The organism is Neptunomonas sp. ABH4_499 (assembly GCF_056160565.1).
The window spans coordinates 119,160-136,306 of sequence record NZ_JBSWXK010000005.1 but is presented as its reverse complement, the minus strand read 5'-3'; the positions used below and the strand labels follow the sequence as shown (position 1 = coordinate 136,306).

The 17,147-nt window shown below is 48.9% G+C and carries 16 protein-coding genes; 6 read left to right on the top strand and 10 right to left on the bottom strand.

The features are described 5' to 3' along the window. Positions 1 to 19 precede the first annotated feature (19 nt). Positions 20 to 997, bottom strand: a complete 978-nt coding sequence (gene ylqF, locus ACXAF9_RS06900) for a ribosome biogenesis GTPase YlqF (RefSeq protein ID WP_475072123.1) — start codon at positions 995 to 997, stop codon at positions 20 to 22. A 126-nt stretch (positions 998 to 1,123) separates the two neighbouring features. Between ylqF and ACXAF9_RS06895 the strand changes: the two genes are divergently transcribed. From ACXAF9_RS06895 to ACXAF9_RS06880, 4 genes are all read left to right on the top strand, one after another. Then, positions 1,124 to 2,350 carry an EAL and HDOD domain-containing protein gene (locus ACXAF9_RS06895; protein WP_475072121.1) on the top strand — a complete coding sequence of 409 codons (1,227 nt, stop codon included), beginning with the start codon at positions 1,124 to 1,126 and terminating at the stop codon, positions 2,348 to 2,350. 63 nt (positions 2,351 to 2,413) lie between these two features. Continuing rightward, a complete protein-coding gene (locus ACXAF9_RS06890) occupies positions 2,414 to 3,565 on the top strand; it encodes an NAD(P)-binding protein (RefSeq protein WP_475072120.1) in 1,152 nt (383 codons plus the stop codon). A 34-nt stretch (positions 3,566 to 3,599) separates the two neighbouring features. After that, a complete protein-coding gene (locus ACXAF9_RS06885; RefSeq protein WP_475072118.1) occupies positions 3,600 to 4,214 on the top strand; it encodes a DUF2889 domain-containing protein in 615 nt (204 codons plus the stop codon). 67 nt (positions 4,215 to 4,281) lie between these two features. After that, positions 4,282 to 4,746: an RrF2 family transcriptional regulator gene (locus ACXAF9_RS06880; RefSeq protein WP_475072116.1), complete on the top strand. Its 465-nt coding sequence runs from the start codon at positions 4,282 to 4,284 to the stop codon at positions 4,744 to 4,746. A gap of 31 nt (positions 4,747 to 4,777) precedes the next feature. Here the strand turns inward: ACXAF9_RS06880 and rraA are convergent, their stop codons facing one another. Beyond that, the gene (rraA, locus tag ACXAF9_RS06875) at positions 4,778 to 5,272 is read right to left on the bottom strand and encodes a ribonuclease E activity regulator RraA (protein WP_475072114.1); all 495 of its coding nucleotides are present in this window, start codon (positions 5,270 to 5,272) and stop codon (positions 4,778 to 4,780) included. Between the two features lie 264 nt (positions 5,273 to 5,536). Here rraA and ACXAF9_RS06870 point away from each other — a divergent pair, with 264 nt between their 5' ends. Next, positions 5,537 to 6,658, top strand: coding sequence for a DUF5610 domain-containing protein (locus tag ACXAF9_RS06870; RefSeq protein WP_475072112.1), 1,122 nt, complete (start codon positions 5,537 to 5,539; stop codon positions 6,656 to 6,658). 85 nt (positions 6,659 to 6,743) lie between these two features. Here ACXAF9_RS06870 and ydiJ read toward each other — a convergent pair whose 3' ends face one another. Then, a complete protein-coding gene (gene ydiJ, locus ACXAF9_RS06865) occupies positions 6,744 to 9,827 on the bottom strand; it encodes a D-2-hydroxyglutarate dehydrogenase YdiJ (RefSeq protein WP_475072110.1) in 3,084 nt (1,027 codons plus the stop codon). A gap of 107 nt (positions 9,828 to 9,934) precedes the next feature. Between ydiJ and ACXAF9_RS06860 the strand changes: the two genes are divergently transcribed. Continuing rightward, positions 9,935 to 10,891, top strand: coding sequence for a LysR family transcriptional regulator (locus ACXAF9_RS06860; protein ID WP_475072107.1), 957 nt, complete (start codon positions 9,935 to 9,937; stop codon positions 10,889 to 10,891). A gap of 2 nt (positions 10,892 to 10,893) precedes the next feature. Here the strand turns inward: ACXAF9_RS06860 and ACXAF9_RS06855 are convergent, their stop codons facing one another. From ACXAF9_RS06855 to ACXAF9_RS06825, 7 genes are all read right to left on the bottom strand, one after another. After that, positions 10,894 to 11,724 (bottom strand): CvfB family protein, encoded by an 831-nt coding sequence (locus ACXAF9_RS06855; protein WP_475072105.1) that lies wholly within the window; start codon positions 11,722 to 11,724, stop codon positions 10,894 to 10,896. Positions 11,725 to 11,829: 105 nt separating this feature from the next. After that, entirely contained in the window at positions 11,830 to 13,851 is a 2,022-nt protein-coding gene (locus tag ACXAF9_RS06850; protein WP_475072102.1) for a methyl-accepting chemotaxis protein, read from the bottom strand. A gap of 178 nt (positions 13,852 to 14,029) precedes the next feature. Next, positions 14,030 to 14,218, bottom strand: coding sequence for a hypothetical protein (locus ACXAF9_RS06845; protein WP_475072097.1), 189 nt, complete (start codon positions 14,216 to 14,218; stop codon positions 14,030 to 14,032). A 144-nt stretch (positions 14,219 to 14,362) separates the two neighbouring features. Further along, on the bottom strand, positions 14,363 to 14,875 hold the full coding sequence (locus ACXAF9_RS06840) for a DUF4124 domain-containing protein (protein ID WP_475072093.1): 513 nt from the start codon (positions 14,873 to 14,875) through the stop codon (positions 14,363 to 14,365). A 158-nt stretch (positions 14,876 to 15,033) separates the two neighbouring features. After that, the gene (locus tag ACXAF9_RS06835) at positions 15,034 to 15,384 is read right to left on the bottom strand and encodes a DUF4870 family protein (protein WP_475072090.1); all 351 of its coding nucleotides are present in this window, start codon (positions 15,382 to 15,384) and stop codon (positions 15,034 to 15,036) included. A 35-nt stretch (positions 15,385 to 15,419) separates the two neighbouring features. Further along, positions 15,420 to 16,517, bottom strand: a complete 1,098-nt coding sequence (locus ACXAF9_RS06830; RefSeq protein ID WP_475072088.1) for an enoyl-CoA hydratase/isomerase family protein — start codon at positions 16,515 to 16,517, stop codon at positions 15,420 to 15,422. 83 nt (positions 16,518 to 16,600) lie between these two features. Further along, positions 16,601 to 17,095, bottom strand: a complete 495-nt coding sequence (locus tag ACXAF9_RS06825) for an FKBP-type peptidyl-prolyl cis-trans isomerase (protein ID WP_475072086.1) — start codon at positions 17,093 to 17,095, stop codon at positions 16,601 to 16,603. Positions 17,096 to 17,147 lie beyond the last annotated feature (52 nt).

Here is a 17,147-nt window from a genome sequence, read left to right as displayed (position 1 = left end):
TCGTTATCTTAAGCGCAGCTTATGCACTTGGTTCGGTGGGTGCTTGTGGCACCTCTTCATTGTGCTGATCACGTTTGGCTTGCTGGGCGGCTTTTTCCTCTTCAGCGGCACGCTCTTCGGCTTCTTCTAATAAGCGAAGACGCTCGGCCTCTTCCCATTTGGCTTCCCACTCTTCAACCGTTTCAAAGCTGATCAAGCCAAGCTTGCCCGAGCGCATATCGTGCAAAAGGACTTCGGAGGCTTTATGTCGATCGATCACACCGCCAGGGCGAAGACCGCCGCGTTTACGACCGATCTCATCCAAAAGTGCATCTGGCCCCTCTGGTATGGCTTTGAGTTTATAGCGCTCGGTCAATAAATCCGGGTACTGACTCAACATGAATTGCGCAGCGTACAGTGCGACCAACTCGTATTCGATGGCGGTATCACGAATCGCACCACTGGCCGCCAAACGGTAACCGGAATCTTCATCTTCAATTTTAGGCCACAAAAAGCCTGGCGTATCGGATAACGCCATGCCATTTTTGAGCGTGTACCGTTTTTGGTTTTTGGTAACCGCAGGCTCATTACCCACCTTGGCGATGCGTTTACCCAGCAACGCATTGATCAGTGTCGATTTGCCCACATTGGGAATCCCCATAATCATCGCGCGCACTGGGCGATCATGATTCGCGCGGGTTGGCACCATCTGCTTGCACATGTCCGGGATTTTTTGCACCAGCTTTTTCTGATCCTGACTTAGAGCGATCGCTTTAATCCCCTCTTGGGCATTAAAGAAATCCAACCAAGCTTGGGTCTTTTTAGGGTCGGCCAAATCGGACTTGTTCAAAATTTTAAGAACAGGCTTACCTTTTCGCAGCTTTTGCACCAGCGGGTTTTCACTGGACATTGGCAACCGTGAATCCAGCACTTCAATCACAGCATCTATTTCGTCCATGACTTTAGCGATCTCTTTTCTCGCTTTGTGCATGTGCCCCGGGAACCAGTTAATCGACATTGATCTCTCCTATTGTGAGCCGCGATTATACCAAAGGTTGAGCCCGCATCAGAAATGCTCAGTTTTTCTTTTCTTTGGCCGATAAGGTCTATACTGATCAGACGTATTGATAAGGGAACCTGTTACATGGCAAACGCCTCTATTGACTCTCAGGTATTGATGGCTCGACAACCCATTTTTGACGCAAAACAGCGCGTCGTCGCTTACGAATTACTGTACAGAAGCGAAGGCAACGCAGCACAAGCCGTCTTTCGAGGAAATAACGCGACCTCAGAAGTCCTACTGAACGCCTATACATCCATCGCGGATGAAGGTGAGCTTAAACGCGTACCTGCATTTATCAATCTGACCTACGATATTGTCGTTGATGGCACGATTCCGGACCTTCCACGCAAACAAGTTGTGCTGGAGTTGCTGGAAGATGCCCCTGTCGACAACAAATTCATCGAAGCGGTCACGCAACTCGCGCTTGAGGGCTATCGAATTGCGTTGGATGATTTTACCTACGACCCAAAATACGACCCGCTTTTGAAGATAGCGCACATCGTTAAGATCGATGTTATGGAACACGATAAGGCCGCCGTAGATGACATCATCAAAAAAGTGACGCCGTTTAAAGTGACTTTATTGGCCGAGAAAATCGAAACCTACGAAAAGCTTGAAGAGTGTTTAGGCCAAGGGTTCAAGCTGTTTCAGGGTCACTTTTTATCCAAGCCGCAGGTCATTAAAGGTCGCAAGTTAAGCACCAGCCAGTTGGCTTTGATGCAACTGATGCAAGCGTTGCAGCAGCCCAATGTAAAGCCCGATGAGTTAGAGCGTTTAATCGTTCAAGACCCGATTCTGACCTATAAACTGCTTAGGATTGTAAACTCAGCCGCCAATGCATTAGTGCGCCAGGTGGATTCCATCAAGCAAGCGATCGTTCTGCTGGGTATTCCACAGGTGAAAAAATGGGTCACCTTAATCGCGTGCACCTCCAACCCCGGGAAGCCTCAGGAGTTATCGCGTCAACTCTTGATTCGCGGTCGTATGGCCGAGTTGATTGCTGAAAACACCTCCATCCCACAGACCGCGGGCTATTTTATGGCCGGTATGATGTCGGGACTTGATGCTCTGCTGGATTTGGAAAAGCAGCAAATTCTGGCCGATGTCCCACTTGGGGATGATATTAAAGAGGCTATTTCCACAGGTTCTGGCGAGATTGGCGCTGTGCTCAATAACGTGATGCATTTCGAAAACGGCGATTGGGACTTACTGCCCATGGATTTTGATGCCGACCTGTACGACAGTGCGTATAAGGACGCGCTCAACTGGACGTTAGAGGCGATGCAAGCCTTGAACGAAAGTGACTGACCGTACCTTTTACATTGCATGATAGACTACCCCTTTTCGAGGAATCTGGAAGGGGTATTTTTTATGCAGATCGCAGTCATCGGAGCAGGTCCAAGTGGGCTCTATTGTGCGGATTACTTAGCAAAGAAAGCCCCTGATTGCCAAATCGACTTGTATGATCAATCCCCAGAGCCTTTCGGCTTATTGCGCTACGGCGTCGCCCCCGATCATCACATCACCAAGCGCCTAGCCATCCCACTGCAAAAGGTGCTGGATCGCAGCAACGTGCGATTTATCCCTAACGTTACTATTGGCAAAACACTGACGGCCGAGCAACTGCACGAGCATTACGATGTGATTGTACTCGCGGCTGGTGCCAGTGAGGACCGCCTAGTCTCGATAACGCCGCCAACCTCCTTGCCCTATTACGCAGCGGGTCAACTGGCGCACTGGTACAACGGCGCCAACCCAAACTTGGCACCCAAACTGGGTAATACAATTGCCCTATTTGGCCAAGGTAATGTTGCGATTGATTTGGCACGCTTACTCAGCAAAGACACGTCGGCACTGCTGGAAGCCAGCCTTAACGATGCGGTTGTTAAGGCACTTACCGAACAGCGAGATCAACGCACGATTTACCTGATCGGGCGTGGCCAAGCGCACGATGCCAAGTGCACAACCGATATGCTGACCGAGCTGCTTGAGCTACCCGATGTCACCGTTACCCAAAGCGGTGCGGATTTATCCGACACTCTGCCAAGCTCTGTGCCCGAAGCCGAGCTTCGAGTCCGTGCGCGCAACCTGGAGCTGTTTCGCTCTCTACCTGAAACACCCTCATCCAACGCCAAGGTACATATTCATTTTCGCTTTAATGAGTTACCTGACCAGATCACATCCGATAACGGTACACACCGCTTGCACCTGCGTGTAAACCGAGCCGACGTATCATCCGTGGACCGCTCACCCATTATCATCGATACACTCTTGTCCGCGATTGGATTTATCCCTAAAGAGGTAGCAGGTTTTGGGGAAGCCAGCGAATGCGAGTTTATTAATCACCCCGCTAAGGTGTATGCCGTAGGCTGGTACGCGCACGGTGCCAAAGGGGTTATCCAAAGTAACCGTGTACCGTCTGTTACCGTCGCCAAAGAGATTATTGCAGATGCACAACATAGCATTGAGTCGGGCAAAACCGGATACGATGGTATAAATGCATTGTTGGATTCTGCTCTTTAAACCATCACAGGTGTTAAACCATAACAGGTGTTGTATGCCCCTACCCCCCTCTGAAGATCGCACACTTTTTCATACCCGTACAGTCACTTGCAAAGGCTATAACCGCACAGATGGCCTGTGGGATATCGAGGGGCACATGACAGACATCAAGCCTCATGATATGCCATCTCCAGAGCAAGATGGCTCTATCATCCAAGCGGATGAGCCACTGCATGATATGTGGCTGCGCATTACCGTGGATATGGACCTTGTGATTCATGATGCGGTCGCCGTTATGGACCACACGCCTTTCTCGACCTGCCCAGAGATAGCCAATGCCTACATAAAACTGATTGGCTTACAGATTAAAGGCGGCTTTACCAAACAGGTAAAAGCGCTTTTGGGCGGCACTCAGGGGTGTACCCACCTTGTTGAGTTATTAGGCCCCATTGCAACCACCGCGTTTCAAACCACCCACCAAGAGCGCAAAAAAACGCAAGATTGGGGCGAAGGTCAGTCTGTCCCTGGCATCATGGATACGTGTCACAGCTGGAGCCGCTCTGGCCCTGTTGTTAAGCGATTATGGCCGCATTTTGCAAAAGACAGTGGACAACAGGTTTCCAAACCCGTTAAAAAAGAGGTCATCCGCTTTTCAAATGACGATGAATGAGTCAGGAACCTTTTAAGGCACCAAATGACTAAGTGTCGTCAAAGGGACTCATTAGTAGGATGATAGGATGCAACTGAGCCGATTTACCGATTATTCTTTGCGCGTTTTGCTCTACACAGCGGTACACAGTGATCGATTAACGACACTTGCTGAAGTCGCTGATTTTTTTGATGTTTCACTCGAGCATCTTCGTAAAGTCGTGCATGCCATGTCCAAATCTGGCGACCTTAAAACCTATCGAGGCAAACACGGTGGCTTTACATTAGGCAAGCCCGCCGACGAGATCAACATCGGTAAAATCATTGCCCAATCGGAAAAACAGGGCAATCTGATCGATTGTTCCAGTCAACACTGTCGACTCGATGGACAATGCTCTTTACACCCGATCCTGTGGGAAGCCAAACAAGCTTTTATGTCTGTTCTTGAGCGCTACACCCTTGCAGACTTACTGGACCATCCCGAAATGCGCCAAACGCTGATCGCAACGGACCTGTTCCACGAAGCCCCGGTACCGCAAGCAGCCAATGGATAAAGCCCGCGTTACACGGGCTTAGTCGTTTTGGTTACTCAACATCATCCAGAGACAATGGCTTTTCCGATACCAAAACGCCGTTGTTATCCGCATAGACGTATTCACCAGGGACAAAGGTGATACCGCCAAAGGTCACATCAACGTTTAAATCACCGAGTCCACGCTTATCGGTTTTCATCGGATGAGTGCCCAGAGCTTGAACCCCCAAATCCAACTGACTGATCGCGTTGCAATCGCGTAAGCAACCATTGATGATCACCCCTTCCCAGCCATTGGTAACCGCTTTTGCCGCAAGTAGATCCCCCAGCATGGCCCGACGCATCGACGCACCGCCATCAATCACCAGTACTTTACCTTTACCTGGCTGCGCGACTTGCTCACGTACCAGCGAGTTATCTTCAAATGCTTTGATCGTTACGATCTCCCCGCCAAAGGTCTCACGGCCACCAAAGTTAGCCATCATAGGGTCCATAACACGGACAAGGTCGGGAAACTGATCACACAATTCGGGTAGTAGATCTTCCATGGGAATCTCCTTTAAAAGTGGCCCACCATCGTGAGCATCAAGGTGTAGATGAGATCCATTCTAGTTTTTGCACCCGCGAAATGCATTACAACCATAGACCAAGCAAGAACCCACCAATGTTGTAAAAACAGGCGTTTAACGCAACTAAGCGCAGCCACTTTAGGTTTTTTTGCCTGAAAATTATTCACTCAGGCCGATAAAGCACTACAGATGGACTAATCTGAGTCGATATAACGGAGTACACACACAAACAGGTTGTTGATCATGGCTATCACGTTGCAGTCTCAATTCAGCTCGCAGATGAGCGCCACATTGAGCAGTTACAAAGCACAAAGCGAAGAGCGTACTCCAGAAGCGACTTCTCAGGATGCCCTGATCAGCCGACTTGCGAGCAACATTCCCGGCATGTCCGCTGGTGATCTAAAAGAACTGAACCAAGATGACTTCACGCCTGAGAAAGTCGCCAATCGTATCGGTGATTTTGTTGCTCAAGGCTTAGAAGCCGCACGACGCAGCGGACGCTCCGAAGAAGATGTCCAGAAAATGTACGATGCAGCCGTAAAAGGCGTCGAAAAGGGCTTTGCTGAAGCCAAAGAGATTCTTGATAACTTAAATCTGCTCTCGGACACTATCGAAAGCAACATTGATACGACGTTTGAAAAAACCTTTGACCGCTTAACCGAGCTTGACCCATCGCTAGCGGCCGAAAATGCCTCAAAAAGCAGCACCATCGAGCGCTTAACCGCCGCTCAACGGTACGACCAAGCTGAGTCAATGTCCTTGGAGGTTAAGACTCAAGATGGCGATACGGTCACGATCAACTTTAGCAATCAGTCCCGAACCGAACAAAGTATGGGCTACGAGACCGATGGGAGCAACAGTAGCAGCGTTTATAACGTGAGCCGCAGCGAAGAAAGCAACTACCGATTCTCGGTTGAGGGCGATCTAGACGAAGACGAGATCGACGCTTTGCAAAACTTGATCAAAGACGTCAACGAAATTGCAGGTGAGTTCTTTGATGGCGATGTCCAAAAAGCGTTTGATATGGCCAGTGAATTCCAAATGGATAAAACTGAGCTAAGCTCAATGAACTTGCAGTTGGCGCAAACGAAACAGTACAGCTCCATCGCCAACTACACAGAAACCCAGACCAACGCCGTACACGAGGCCCCTGGAAAGCGACTAGGCCACCTGTCAGATCAGTTTGCGGCGCTCGGTCAGGACCCAAAATTGAACTTCATGCAGGAGATCCGTGAGTTCAGTGAAGAGCTGCTCTCTTCATTGGTATCCCAGGATGCAAGATACCGTGAAGCCAACAGCGAAGAACAGTCGATTTTTGATGCCAATCTAGAATCTTTAATCTCGATGGCTAACGAAGAATTGTGATGTCGTTTGTACACTCTGAGGTTTTTCGCCTCACACTGGCCCTTTTCTAAGGGCCATTTTTTTATCTGTTTCCACTCACCTGTCGCTAACCAGTCGTATCTTGCCTTGTCGACTTAGCCGCCCGGATTAGGGCTAACAGCACCTGAGCTGGATGCGGCAAGGTGTGCTGATCTAACCGTTTTACCTGACTGCGACACGAATACCCCGTTGCCACCAAACGTCCCTTAAGGCTTGGGTCGTTCACTACCTCGCTCCAGCTTAATTGGTAAAGCTTCTTAGAGGTTTCAAGGTTTTGTGTTTCATGACCATAGGTACCTGCCATACCACAACATCCAACCGGCTGAATCTTGAGCGACTGACCACACTGCTCAAAGATACGCTGCCAGAGTTTAATCGAAGCAGCCGCCGTTGTTTTTTCGGTGCAGTGGGCCAGAAGACGATATTCGTTATTGGCGAGTGTGCCGCTTAAGTGATCTAACGAGAAGGCTTGCTCAGCCAACCACTCTTGCATCAGTAAAATCTTGGGAGCGCTCTCGCTAAGCTTTGCGTACTCTTGCCGATAAGTCAGCGTCATTGAGGGCTCTAAACCGATCAATGGAATACCCTGTTCGGCCAACCGAGAGAGCTTACGAGCACTCTTTTGTGCGGTATTTTCAAACGCCCCCAAGAAACCATGTACATGCAGTGGCTTACCATTGGGTGTAAAAGGCGCAACCCAGACTTTAAACCCAAGCTCCGTTAGAAAATCGATCGCATCCAACACAACCTGTGTTTCAAAAAAGCTCGTAAAAGCATCTTGAACCAGAATGACCGATTTTTCTTTTTGATCAGGCATTAGCGCACTGAGTGCCGGCTCTGTTGCCAAAGCAACCCCACGAGCTTTCAACCCCTTTTCGAGAGTGTGGGTACAGATTAACGGGCTATCAACCATACCTACCGTTTTCCGAAGAAAAGCACGAATGGGTTGAGAGCCCATTAGATAATTGTAAGGCGCTGGCCACTTTGCCAACCAAGGGATCATGAACTCCAAACCCGCGATCATGTAATCCTTCGCAGGTCGAAAATACCGATCGTAATAGAGCGATAAAAACTTTGCTCTAAAGTCAGGGACATTAACCTTGATAGGGCACTGCCCCACGCAGGATTTACACGCAAGGCATCCCATCATGGAGGCATGCACCTCGTGGGAGTAATCATACTCCCCTCTGTGTTTTCTATATTGATTCTTAACTTTATTAAATAGATGACTGATTTTATTTGATTTTATTGATGTTGTTTTTGTGCTTGATAGATCAACACCCTGCTGGGACATAAGGCGCGTCCACTCCCGAATGAGGGACGATCGCCCTTTCGGTGAATGTTGACGCTCGCGTGTGCCTTTCCAAGAGGGACACATCGCATCGTTAGGATCATAGTTGTAACACGCCCCATTGCCATTGCAGTACATGGCCGATGAAAAGTGCAGTCGATTCGCATCTAAGATCTGTCGATCCATCTCCCCGCGGGTGGTTACAGCGTCTATCTTTAAGAGCTCTGCATCACCCACTAAGGGCGTCGCTATTTTCCCGGGGTTCAGTTGGTTGTATGGGTCAAAGACACCTTTAATGCGCTGTAACTCAGGGTAAAGCTCTCCAAAAAATGCTGGGGCGTATTCAGAGCGTACGCCTTTGCCGTGCTCCCCCCACAAAAGACCGTGATACTTTTGGGTCAGCGCCACAACCTCGTGAGTCACAGCGCGAATTAAGTGGGCTTGCTGCTCATCTTTCATATCAATGGCAGGACGTACATGGAGCACACCCGCATCCACATGCCCAAACATACCGTAAGACAGACCGTGCTTATCCAACACCGCCCGAAACTCCATGATAAAGTCCGCTAAGTGTTCGGGCGGGACGGCCGTATCCTCAACAAAAGGGATGGGGCGTTTTTCACCTTGCGCATTACCTAATAACCCCACGGACTTTTTGCGCATCGCCCAAATTTTATTGATCTCTTCCATGCCTAACGCAACAGTGTAACCAAAGCTTTTACCCGACTGCCCCGCCACCTTATCCAGATGGTCCTTTAAGCGACCGACTTTACGTAAAAGGTCTGCCTCATCATCCGAGGTGTATTCAACGAGGTTGATCCCTTGGACGGTAGGCTCCCCCACATTACTCGGGAAGTACTCACGCACGGTATCCCAAATGATGTCCTCCATCGCCAGATTAAGGACTTTGGAGTCGACCGTTTCAATGGAGGTCGGCCCCCAGGTCATCAAATCTTTCGCATCCCGAAGGCTCGCCTCAAAGCTGTCGTATTTAATGTTAATCAGCGCCGAGTAGGTTGGAATGGGTAACACATTGAGCTTGGCTTCGGCGATAAAACCCAATGAACCTTCCGCTCCGCACAAAACCGAGTTTAGATTAAACTGACCAGACTCATCGTAGATGTGCGCCAAGTCGTAACCGGTTAAACATCGATTGAGTTTGGGAAATTTCGCTTCAATTAAAGCCTGTTTCTCGTTGGCGATACGATCAAGCGTGCGGTGAATCTCCCCAACTTTATCATCACGCGCTTTTAACCTGGTCAACTCATCGGCTGTGATCGGCTTGGAGTTCCAGAGCGTGCCATCCAGCAGCACGCTGGTCAGCTCTAGTACGTGATCCCGTGTTTTACCGTAAAGACAGCTTCCTTGGCCGCTGGCGTCTGTGTTGATCATCCCGCCAATCGTGGCGCGGTTACTGGTCGAAAGCTCTGGGGCAAAAAACAAACCATAGGGCTTTAGCGCGGCATTCAATTGATCTTTCACCACGCCCGTTTGAACCCTGACCCAGCGCTCATCTGGGTTAATCTCCAAAATGCTGTTCATGTGCTTAGAGAGATCGACCACTAAGCCGTCTGTTAACGATTGTCCGTTGGTTCCCGTACCGCCACCTCGAGGCGTCAGAGTGACCTCCTTAAACTCAGGCTCGGCTACACACTTTGCAATCCGCACGAGATCATTAAGCCCTTTCGGGTAAACCACGGCCTGCGGCAACACCTGATAAATGCTGTTATCGGTTGAGAGCGTTATGCGATTGGCGTAATCGGCGTTGATCTCCCCCTCGAACCCATCTGTTTCGAGGCGGTTTAATAGGGTTTGATAAACGCGGCTAAGCGTCGCTTCGTGTGAGAGTCGTTGGATCATAAGGTCTTTTTGTCTTTGATATCTTGATACGCCGATGATGCCGCCCTATGATCATTCACTCAAACGATAAATACTTATAGATTAATCGATATTGTCAATACCTAATTATGCACACCATCAATTATCGTCACCTTCATGCGTTTATCAGCGTTGCTCAACACGCAAGCTTCACAAAAGCGGCCGAGCACTTACACCTAACCCAATCCACGCTGACCAGTACCGTCAAGCAATTGGAGCAGGAGGTCGGCTTCGCTTTGCTCGATCGCACAACGCGAAGCGTCACTTTAACCAAGGCCGGTGAGCCCTTTTTAGACGTTGCCATAAAGCTGTTAGCTGATTTTGATGTCGCACTGGGCGACCTTAAGGCCTTGGCATTACAGCAACAAGGGCATGTAAGCTTTGCCGCTTCGGCATCGGTCATTACTACACTATTGCCCGAGGTATTAGCCGAGTATCACCAAGCGTTTCCAAATGTATCCATGCTCGTAATGGAGGAAGGCGCAAGCGCCGTTGAGGGCCAAGTCCTTGAGAATACTGTGGACTTTGGGATTGGCAGCAACCACTCGAAGCACCCCGAACTTGAGTACCGCCCGCTGTTATCCGACCGGTATGGCTTATTGGTTCCGGCGGGTTCGGAGCATTGCACAGCCGATTGTTTACCTTGGTCAGTTTGGCACGATTCGAAAAAAGTTCTTCTGACTAAAGATAACGGTATAAGATTGGAAGTCGATGATTTCCTCTTGAGAACGGAATCTGATGGAACAGATCAACAAAGGTCCAATAAAACGAAAAACACCCTCATAGAAGCCACGACCCCCACCTCGTTGGCGGCGTTGATAAAGGCCGGATTAGGCATTACCGTGATGCCAGCTTTGGCAGCAACAACAGAGGCGTTTGTGCCCTACCATTTTATACCGCTGGAGAAGCCTATCATGGCGCGGGAGATGTGCATCATTACGCGAAAGCAAAGAACGCTGAGTCCAACCGGGCAGGGGTTACTGGGTCGTATCGAACAGCGCATCCGGCATGAGCCATTACCCGCTCATGTCCGGTGCCTTTTATAGGATCAGATTAAGCGAATGCCATCTGGCTCAATTGAGATCAGGCCTTGTTTTTTCAGCCCGCCGATGGCCATCTTGTAACTTTTTTTACTGATGCCAAACGCTTGGTAGATCGCCTCTGGCTCGGACTTATCGCCTAAAGGGCTGAATCCGTCTTTATCTTTCAAATCGTTCAGGATCTTTTCTGCAAGCGGGTCCACTTTGCCGTAACCTGGCTTTTCAAGCATGACATCGACTTTACCATCGGGTAGCACTTGCTTGATAAAACCATCCAGCGTTTGGCCCACACGGACCGTACGGAAAAGGTCTTTATGGTGCAAAAGGCCCATATAGCGCTGATCGATCACCACGAGATACCCCAGATCTGAACGGCGCCACACATCTAATTTCACCGGCTGAGACGGCTTCAAGTCGTCTGGCTTTTCCAAGAACTTCTCAATTTTTGCTGTGGCCGCAATACGCTCACTGTTATCCAAGTACACACGGACAAAGACTTTTTGGCCTTCTTCAACGGTGCCACGTTGCTCCCCATACGGTAACAATAGCTGTTTAGGCAAACCCCAATCAACAAAGGCACCTACCGGATTCACTTCTGAAACTTTCAAGTACGCAAAACCACCCACTGTGACCAATGGCTCGCGTGTGGTGGCAACGATAAAGTCGTTAGAATCCAAGTAGATGAAGACTCGAACCGTCTCGCCTAGCTCGAGATCCCCTTTGTATTCATGTTGCGGTAACAGCACACCGCCAAACTCGCCACCGTCCAGATAAACCCCAAAATCCGCTTTACGGATAACGGTTAACGTATTGTATTGGCCGATCTCTACTTGGGTCATGCTGCTCGCCTGAAATTGTGGGTTTGGATCTATAATACGAAGAGGGCCGCAACGATACCAGATGCATCGAAGCGGCCCAACTGTTTGGCGATAAATTAACGCGCTTTATCGATCTTGATCGAGCTGCTTCAAACGCTCAACCGCCTCGACCTCTTCATCGATTCGATCCATTCGATCGGTCACCGACGAGATGTAGCCAAGGTTTTCGCTCATCTTGTGACTGGCATCGCTTGAGGTCGCGACCAACTCGCTCATTTCACTGCTCAGTGCATCAGAGCTTTCAGCAATGCGCGACATCGCCGCTTCCGTATTCGAGATTGTATTTCGAATGGAATCGATCGATGCGGTCACCGCATGAACGGTATCGCCGGTTTGATCCAAACTCTTTTGGGTATTGTGCGATAACTGACGCACTTCATCCGCTACGACAGCAAACCCACGGCCCGCCTCACCCGCACGCGCGGCCTCGATAGCCGCGTTCAGGGCCAACAGATTGGTCTGATCGGCAATCCCCGAAATAACGCTCAAGATAGACAGCACTTCTTCTGAGTTGCGCTGTAGGTTTTCGACTTTATCGTGCAGAGCGTGTCGCTCACTGCTTTGCGATTCGATGTCGCGTGCAAACTTAGAGAAACGGTGCTGGATGTCATCCACCACTTTACCCGTGCTTTGCGCGTATTCCGAGACTTCGTTGAAGCTGCTTAACATAGAGCGCATCAATGGACGGTACTCATCCATGTACTCAACCAGTTTTGATTGAAGTGTGTTGATGTGCTCCAAGGATTTCATGCGCGACATCAAGAAGAACTCTCGGAAATCGCTATAATGAATCGGGAAGCGATCAGCATAATCATCACTGAAAGCCTCGCCTTCCTTGACCTTAAAGAAGAAGATCGCGGTCAGTGTTTGGTTCATGTGCACGCCTAAAAGCTCACCAAACGTCGAGAAGCCCGCGACAGGCATCGAATTAAAGTCAGTCACGCCATTCAGCGCCCCGCCATTGTTTAGCCTGCGTAAAATGCAGTCGTTAGCGATCATCGCAATGGGGTTGCTGGGTTTGCCGCGCATAAACTCTTGGTAGTGCTGGCGTGTAGTGCCAGCAAAATCTTTAGCTTTGACCAAGAAGAGCTCTTCACCAAAGGCCATGTCGCAGAAAAACCCAACAGAGCCAGAAACAGAATCAATACCAGCAACCGAGCGTATGAAAAGCTCCCCACCAATTTTAACGGCAAACGAATGCCCTGCTAGACGACCGTCCAGCTCCGCTTTGGAGCAACGGAAATGTTGGCACAGAGCATCGACTAAGCTCATCAGCTCGTTCGAGCCTTCGCGCACAACCGAATGAATTTGGCGGGTGTTGATGTCCGATTCAACGACCACAAACGAGGTGTGTGTCTCCTCAAAATTGTGTGTTATTAAGAGGCCATAACGCACATCGGATTTGAGTTTCACAAAGGTAACGACTGCGCAGTTTTTTGCCACTCGCTGACCATCAAACACCTGAGCCTTTTGGAAATCGAGCTTACCGCCGGCCGAGCCGCCAACGAAGAAGCACGGGAACAGCCCACTTTCATACAAACCTTGCATGAAGAAATTTTCACTGGCTGTAAGGCCATCAAAGAAGGTAATGGCCAGTGTATCTTGATAATTAACCTTAAACGGAACCGTAAGGCGTTTAAACTCTTCGGCAAACTTCGTTACGCGCTCGCTTCGAGAGATCGAGACATTGCCAGACTGAATATCCTCACAATGCAATGGAATCGTTTTGATACAAACCTCTTCAAAAATATCCGAACTGTAGGTCTGTATAACGATGCTGTCCCAATTGCCATCCGCTTCGTGATATAAGTTGTTTCCGCAAGAACTCAACTCTCCTGCCGTCATGACACCGATCACCGTCGGAGCAAATGGCATTGAACTTCGTATTTTTTGCATCGTCGACTCAAAGTCGACGTTGGGTGACACGAAGGCTACCGCCCAGCGACACTCCGACTTATCAAATGCGAGTTGTTTGAGGGATTCTTCGTTAATACCTTGGCTGGTGAAGACCGCAACTTTTACAGGGGCTTCTTGTGTGTTTCCGCGCTTAGGCTTATCAGAATCGTTTCTTTTAGAAAACCAACCCATGATCACTTTCCTATACAAAGCCAAAGTGCATAAGCCTTTGGCGCATTAACGTCTTTGCATAAGTCTAGTCGACCATTTTGGATTTAACTTGAGAAAACTCTAATTTTTATAGGGCTATTTGTTTCAAACATAAAAAAGCCACTCAACAGTGGCTTTCGTAAAAAGTGATGTTCGTTGCTTAGTGAAGATCGTCGTACTTCTTTTTGATCGCGATCAACTGAGGTTGGATGTCCAAGGGGGCGTAGTTCATGGCTTGTTCAAACAACTCCTTGTTATCATCGGACAGACGGTCCTCTTCTGACATTGCAGTTAGTTTACGCATCGCTTCAACAAATTTTGGATGCAGTGCCGATTCATCTTGATACATAGTCATGCCCTCCTGAATAGGTGCGGTGTGTGCACGTAGACAAACAGTAAGCGGATTATACGCATCCGCAAAACACGTTAACGAACAACCTCCTCTACTGATTCATTGATGCCAATGTACCTGAACATTGATGCGTTGCACAAGTTACAGGTTTTCATTCCTGTTTCTGTACGCTTCTTTGGCTTTTTTGTATTCGCTGGTGATCGCTTTTTTCGTATTACTTAACGACGAAGACGCGTTGGATGAGGCCGAGTTACCCTCATTGATGGACGACTTTCGCTCGCTGAGACTTTGTTTATCCGAATCATTGTACTTAACTGCATCTTTACGACTGAGCGAGCCTTCATTACTTTTATCATCGGTTGAGGCCGTCTCGCCCTCTTGCTGTGGTGCAGAATCGACAGGCGGGGCCTCTATAGCTGCAACGGGTTCTTCGGGTGTTTCTTTACGGTACAGATCTTTAGGTGGCTCACGAAATTGTGTCGCTACGTTGTGGTAGCTTTTCTCTTGAGCTTTAACACCTTTGGGCGCTTTATCGCTGTAATTAACAACACCGTTCTCATCGACCCAACGGTAAATTTCAGCGTGCGCGAGTGAGCTTAAACCAGTCACAAGCACCAGAGCACTGATACTGCCTCGCAGAAAACCGATCTGCATAACCATCCCTCTTCCATACCGATTTACAAATATTATCAAAAGCAGAGCTTAGTGTAGACTGCCTTAACTGGGTATGACATCTCTTTTATAAACATACTAGGCCACACATTGGCCACTTTGATTCACTCTACTAAGCCTCACACTCTTCAATAACTGCTTTAAATCTCTTTTCGATCATTCAGGAAGAGCCAGCCTTTAACAACTCGAAAAATAGCCCAAATCCAATTGGCAAAGAGAATGAGATAGCCGATCAAAAATGGGGTGGTCACTACGCCGATGACAAACCAAAATACGAAAAACCAAAAACTACGAATCTGCCAACGGAAGTGGCTCTCATAAAAAGTGCCTTTGACATCCTCCCTCTTTACATAGTTGATTATGATGGCAATCAAGATGGTGATCGGAAAGAAGTACCCCGCCCCCTGTAAAGCGTATATCGCGGTGGTCAAAGTGTGATACTCAGGATTGCTGTTTGCAGAATCTACACGACGCGTTTCGAAATCATTCATATATCAATCACTTAAATAAACATAATAATACTTAATCAAAGATCATTTAAAGGGTTAACGTCAAATGGCGTGGCTAGCATTCGCTCGATAGCAGATGCGTCAACCTCGGGCCAATCTGCATCTCTCCAATGAGGTTGACCGTCTTTGTCCACCAACAATGCCCTAACCCCTTCGGCAAACTCGCCGATTGCACAACATTGGACTGATAAGGCCAACTCCAGTTCAAACACCTCTTTTAGGGACAGTGTGCGGCACCGCGCTAGCTGCTCTGCAATAACATGAGCTGACAAAGGGCTACCGACTTTAAAAGTACGACTGGCCCTTTGTAAAAATTCACTTTCACCTTGGTATTGCGCTAACGCTAAGAATTGCTCGAGTCGAGTATTCTGCGTCAGCAGTGTTTGAATCTCGGTCCAATGCGTGTGTATCTCGCTCGCTTTAAAAAGCGATGCATCGCAGGCTTTTCTGAGATTTTTAAGAACCGAATTAACGACAGTGCTTGCATCGTCCGTTGTCCAGTCCGCCAACGATAGCCCTTGTATAAGGGCCTCTTTCTGGGACGCGTTCAGTGCATAGTTAGACAAGCAAAGCCCTATGGCATCCATCGCATTTAAGCGTGCGCCCGTTAACGCTAAGAATAAGCCGATCTGTTCAGGCAAGCGGTTAAGGAACCAGCTCGCACCAACATCCGGGTACAAGGCAATGGTGATTTCGGGCATGGCCAACATGGATGTTTCGGTAACAACGGGGTGGCTGGAGCTGGTTAATAGCCCCATACCGCCACCCATTACAATCCCTGAACCCCAGGTTATAACGGGCTTTGGAAACGTGTGCAGCTGGTAATCAAGACGATATTCCTGCTCGAAATAAGTTTCGCAAAAGGCGATGTCACCTTTTTGAATCGCATCGTGCAAACTCACCACATCGCCACCGGCGCAGAAGGCTTTTTCACCGGCGCTGTCGATAAATACAGCAACGCACTCTGGAGTGGCTTCGGCCTGCTTAAGAAGCGGCCGGGTCTGCTCAATCATGGCGAGATTGAGCGCATTGAGAGAGCGCTCGGCATTAAGAGTGAGCGATAAAATCGTATGCCCTGATTGGGTCTTAATCCACTCATGATGTAAAACGCTCATACGCTCTCCTTGTTTTTTTATTCTTCAGGTTCTTGAGGCAAAAAAAAGCACGGCGAACCGTGCTTATCGTGTCCTGTTCAGCCTTAGTGCTGATGGCCACCCACCCCATGCGCGTGGCCGTGGGACAGCTCTTCTGCGCTGGCTTCACGTACTTCTTTAACGGTCACATCAAAGGTAATGGTTTTGCCAGCCAGTGGGTGGTTTGCATCCACCGTCACCATAAATTTACCCACTTTAACCACACGTACCTGACGACGACCTTGGTCCGTTTCAACCACAGCGATCATGCCAGGGACCCAACGCTTAAAGTTAGGTGATACCGGCTGCAGGTGTTTAACGGGGATACGTTGGATCGCATCTTCGTTACGTTCGCCATAGCCGTCTTTAGGAGACAAGGTCGCCGAGAACTGATCGCCCGCCTGCTTGCCTTCAAACGCTTTTTCCAAAGCGGTCATCATGTTGTTGTGACCGTGAAGGTACGCCATCGGTTGGCCTTCATCGGTAGACTCTAATACCAGACCCTCTTCATCTTTAAGGTCATAGCTGAATGAAACAACAACGTCTTTAGTGATTTGCATAGTTCGCCTTAATTAAGTCGTGATTGGCTGGGACCTGCAATTAACCTTAAGT

Coding starts and splice junctions, on each gene's coding strand:
- ylqF (WP_475072123.1), bottom strand. CDS start 997: ATGTCGATTAACTGGTTCCCGGGGCACATGCACAAAGCGAGAAAAGAG.
- ACXAF9_RS06895 (WP_475072121.1), top strand. CDS start 1,124: ATGGCAAACGCCTCTATTGACTCTCAGGTATTGATGGCTCGACAACCC.
- ACXAF9_RS06890 (WP_475072120.1), top strand. CDS start 2,414: ATGCAGATCGCAGTCATCGGAGCAGGTCCAAGTGGGCTCTATTGTGCG.
- ACXAF9_RS06885 (WP_475072118.1), top strand. CDS start 3,600: ATGCCCCTACCCCCCTCTGAAGATCGCACACTTTTTCATACCCGTACA.
- ACXAF9_RS06880 (WP_475072116.1), top strand. CDS start 4,282: ATGCAACTGAGCCGATTTACCGATTATTCTTTGCGCGTTTTGCTCTAC.
- rraA (WP_475072114.1), bottom strand. CDS start 5,272: ATGGAAGATCTACTACCCGAATTGTGTGATCAGTTTCCCGACCTTGTC.
- ACXAF9_RS06870 (WP_475072112.1), top strand. CDS start 5,537: ATGGCTATCACGTTGCAGTCTCAATTCAGCTCGCAGATGAGCGCCACA.
- ydiJ (WP_475072110.1), bottom strand. CDS start 9,827: ATGATCCAACGACTCTCACACGAAGCGACGCTTAGCCGCGTTTATCAA.
- ACXAF9_RS06860 (WP_475072107.1), top strand. CDS start 9,935: ATGCACACCATCAATTATCGTCACCTTCATGCGTTTATCAGCGTTGCT.
- ACXAF9_RS06855 (WP_475072105.1), bottom strand. CDS start 11,724: ATGACCCAAGTAGAGATCGGCCAATACAATACGTTAACCGTTATCCGT.
- ACXAF9_RS06850 (WP_475072102.1), bottom strand. CDS start 13,851: ATGGGTTGGTTTTCTAAAAGAAACGATTCTGATAAGCCTAAGCGCGGA.
- ACXAF9_RS06845 (WP_475072097.1), bottom strand. CDS start 14,218: ATGTATCAAGATGAATCGGCACTGCATCCAAAATTTGTTGAAGCGATG.
- ACXAF9_RS06840 (WP_475072093.1), bottom strand. CDS start 14,875: ATGCAGATCGGTTTTCTGCGAGGCAGTATCAGTGCTCTGGTGCTTGTG.
- ACXAF9_RS06835 (WP_475072090.1), bottom strand. CDS start 15,384: ATGAATGATTTCGAAACGCGTCGTGTAGATTCTGCAAACAGCAATCCT.
- ACXAF9_RS06830 (WP_475072088.1), bottom strand. CDS start 16,517: ATGAGCGTTTTACATCATGAGTGGATTAAGACCCAATCAGGGCATACG.
- ACXAF9_RS06825 (WP_475072086.1), bottom strand. CDS start 17,095: ATGCAAATCACTAAAGACGTTGTTGTTTCATTCAGCTATGACCTTAAA.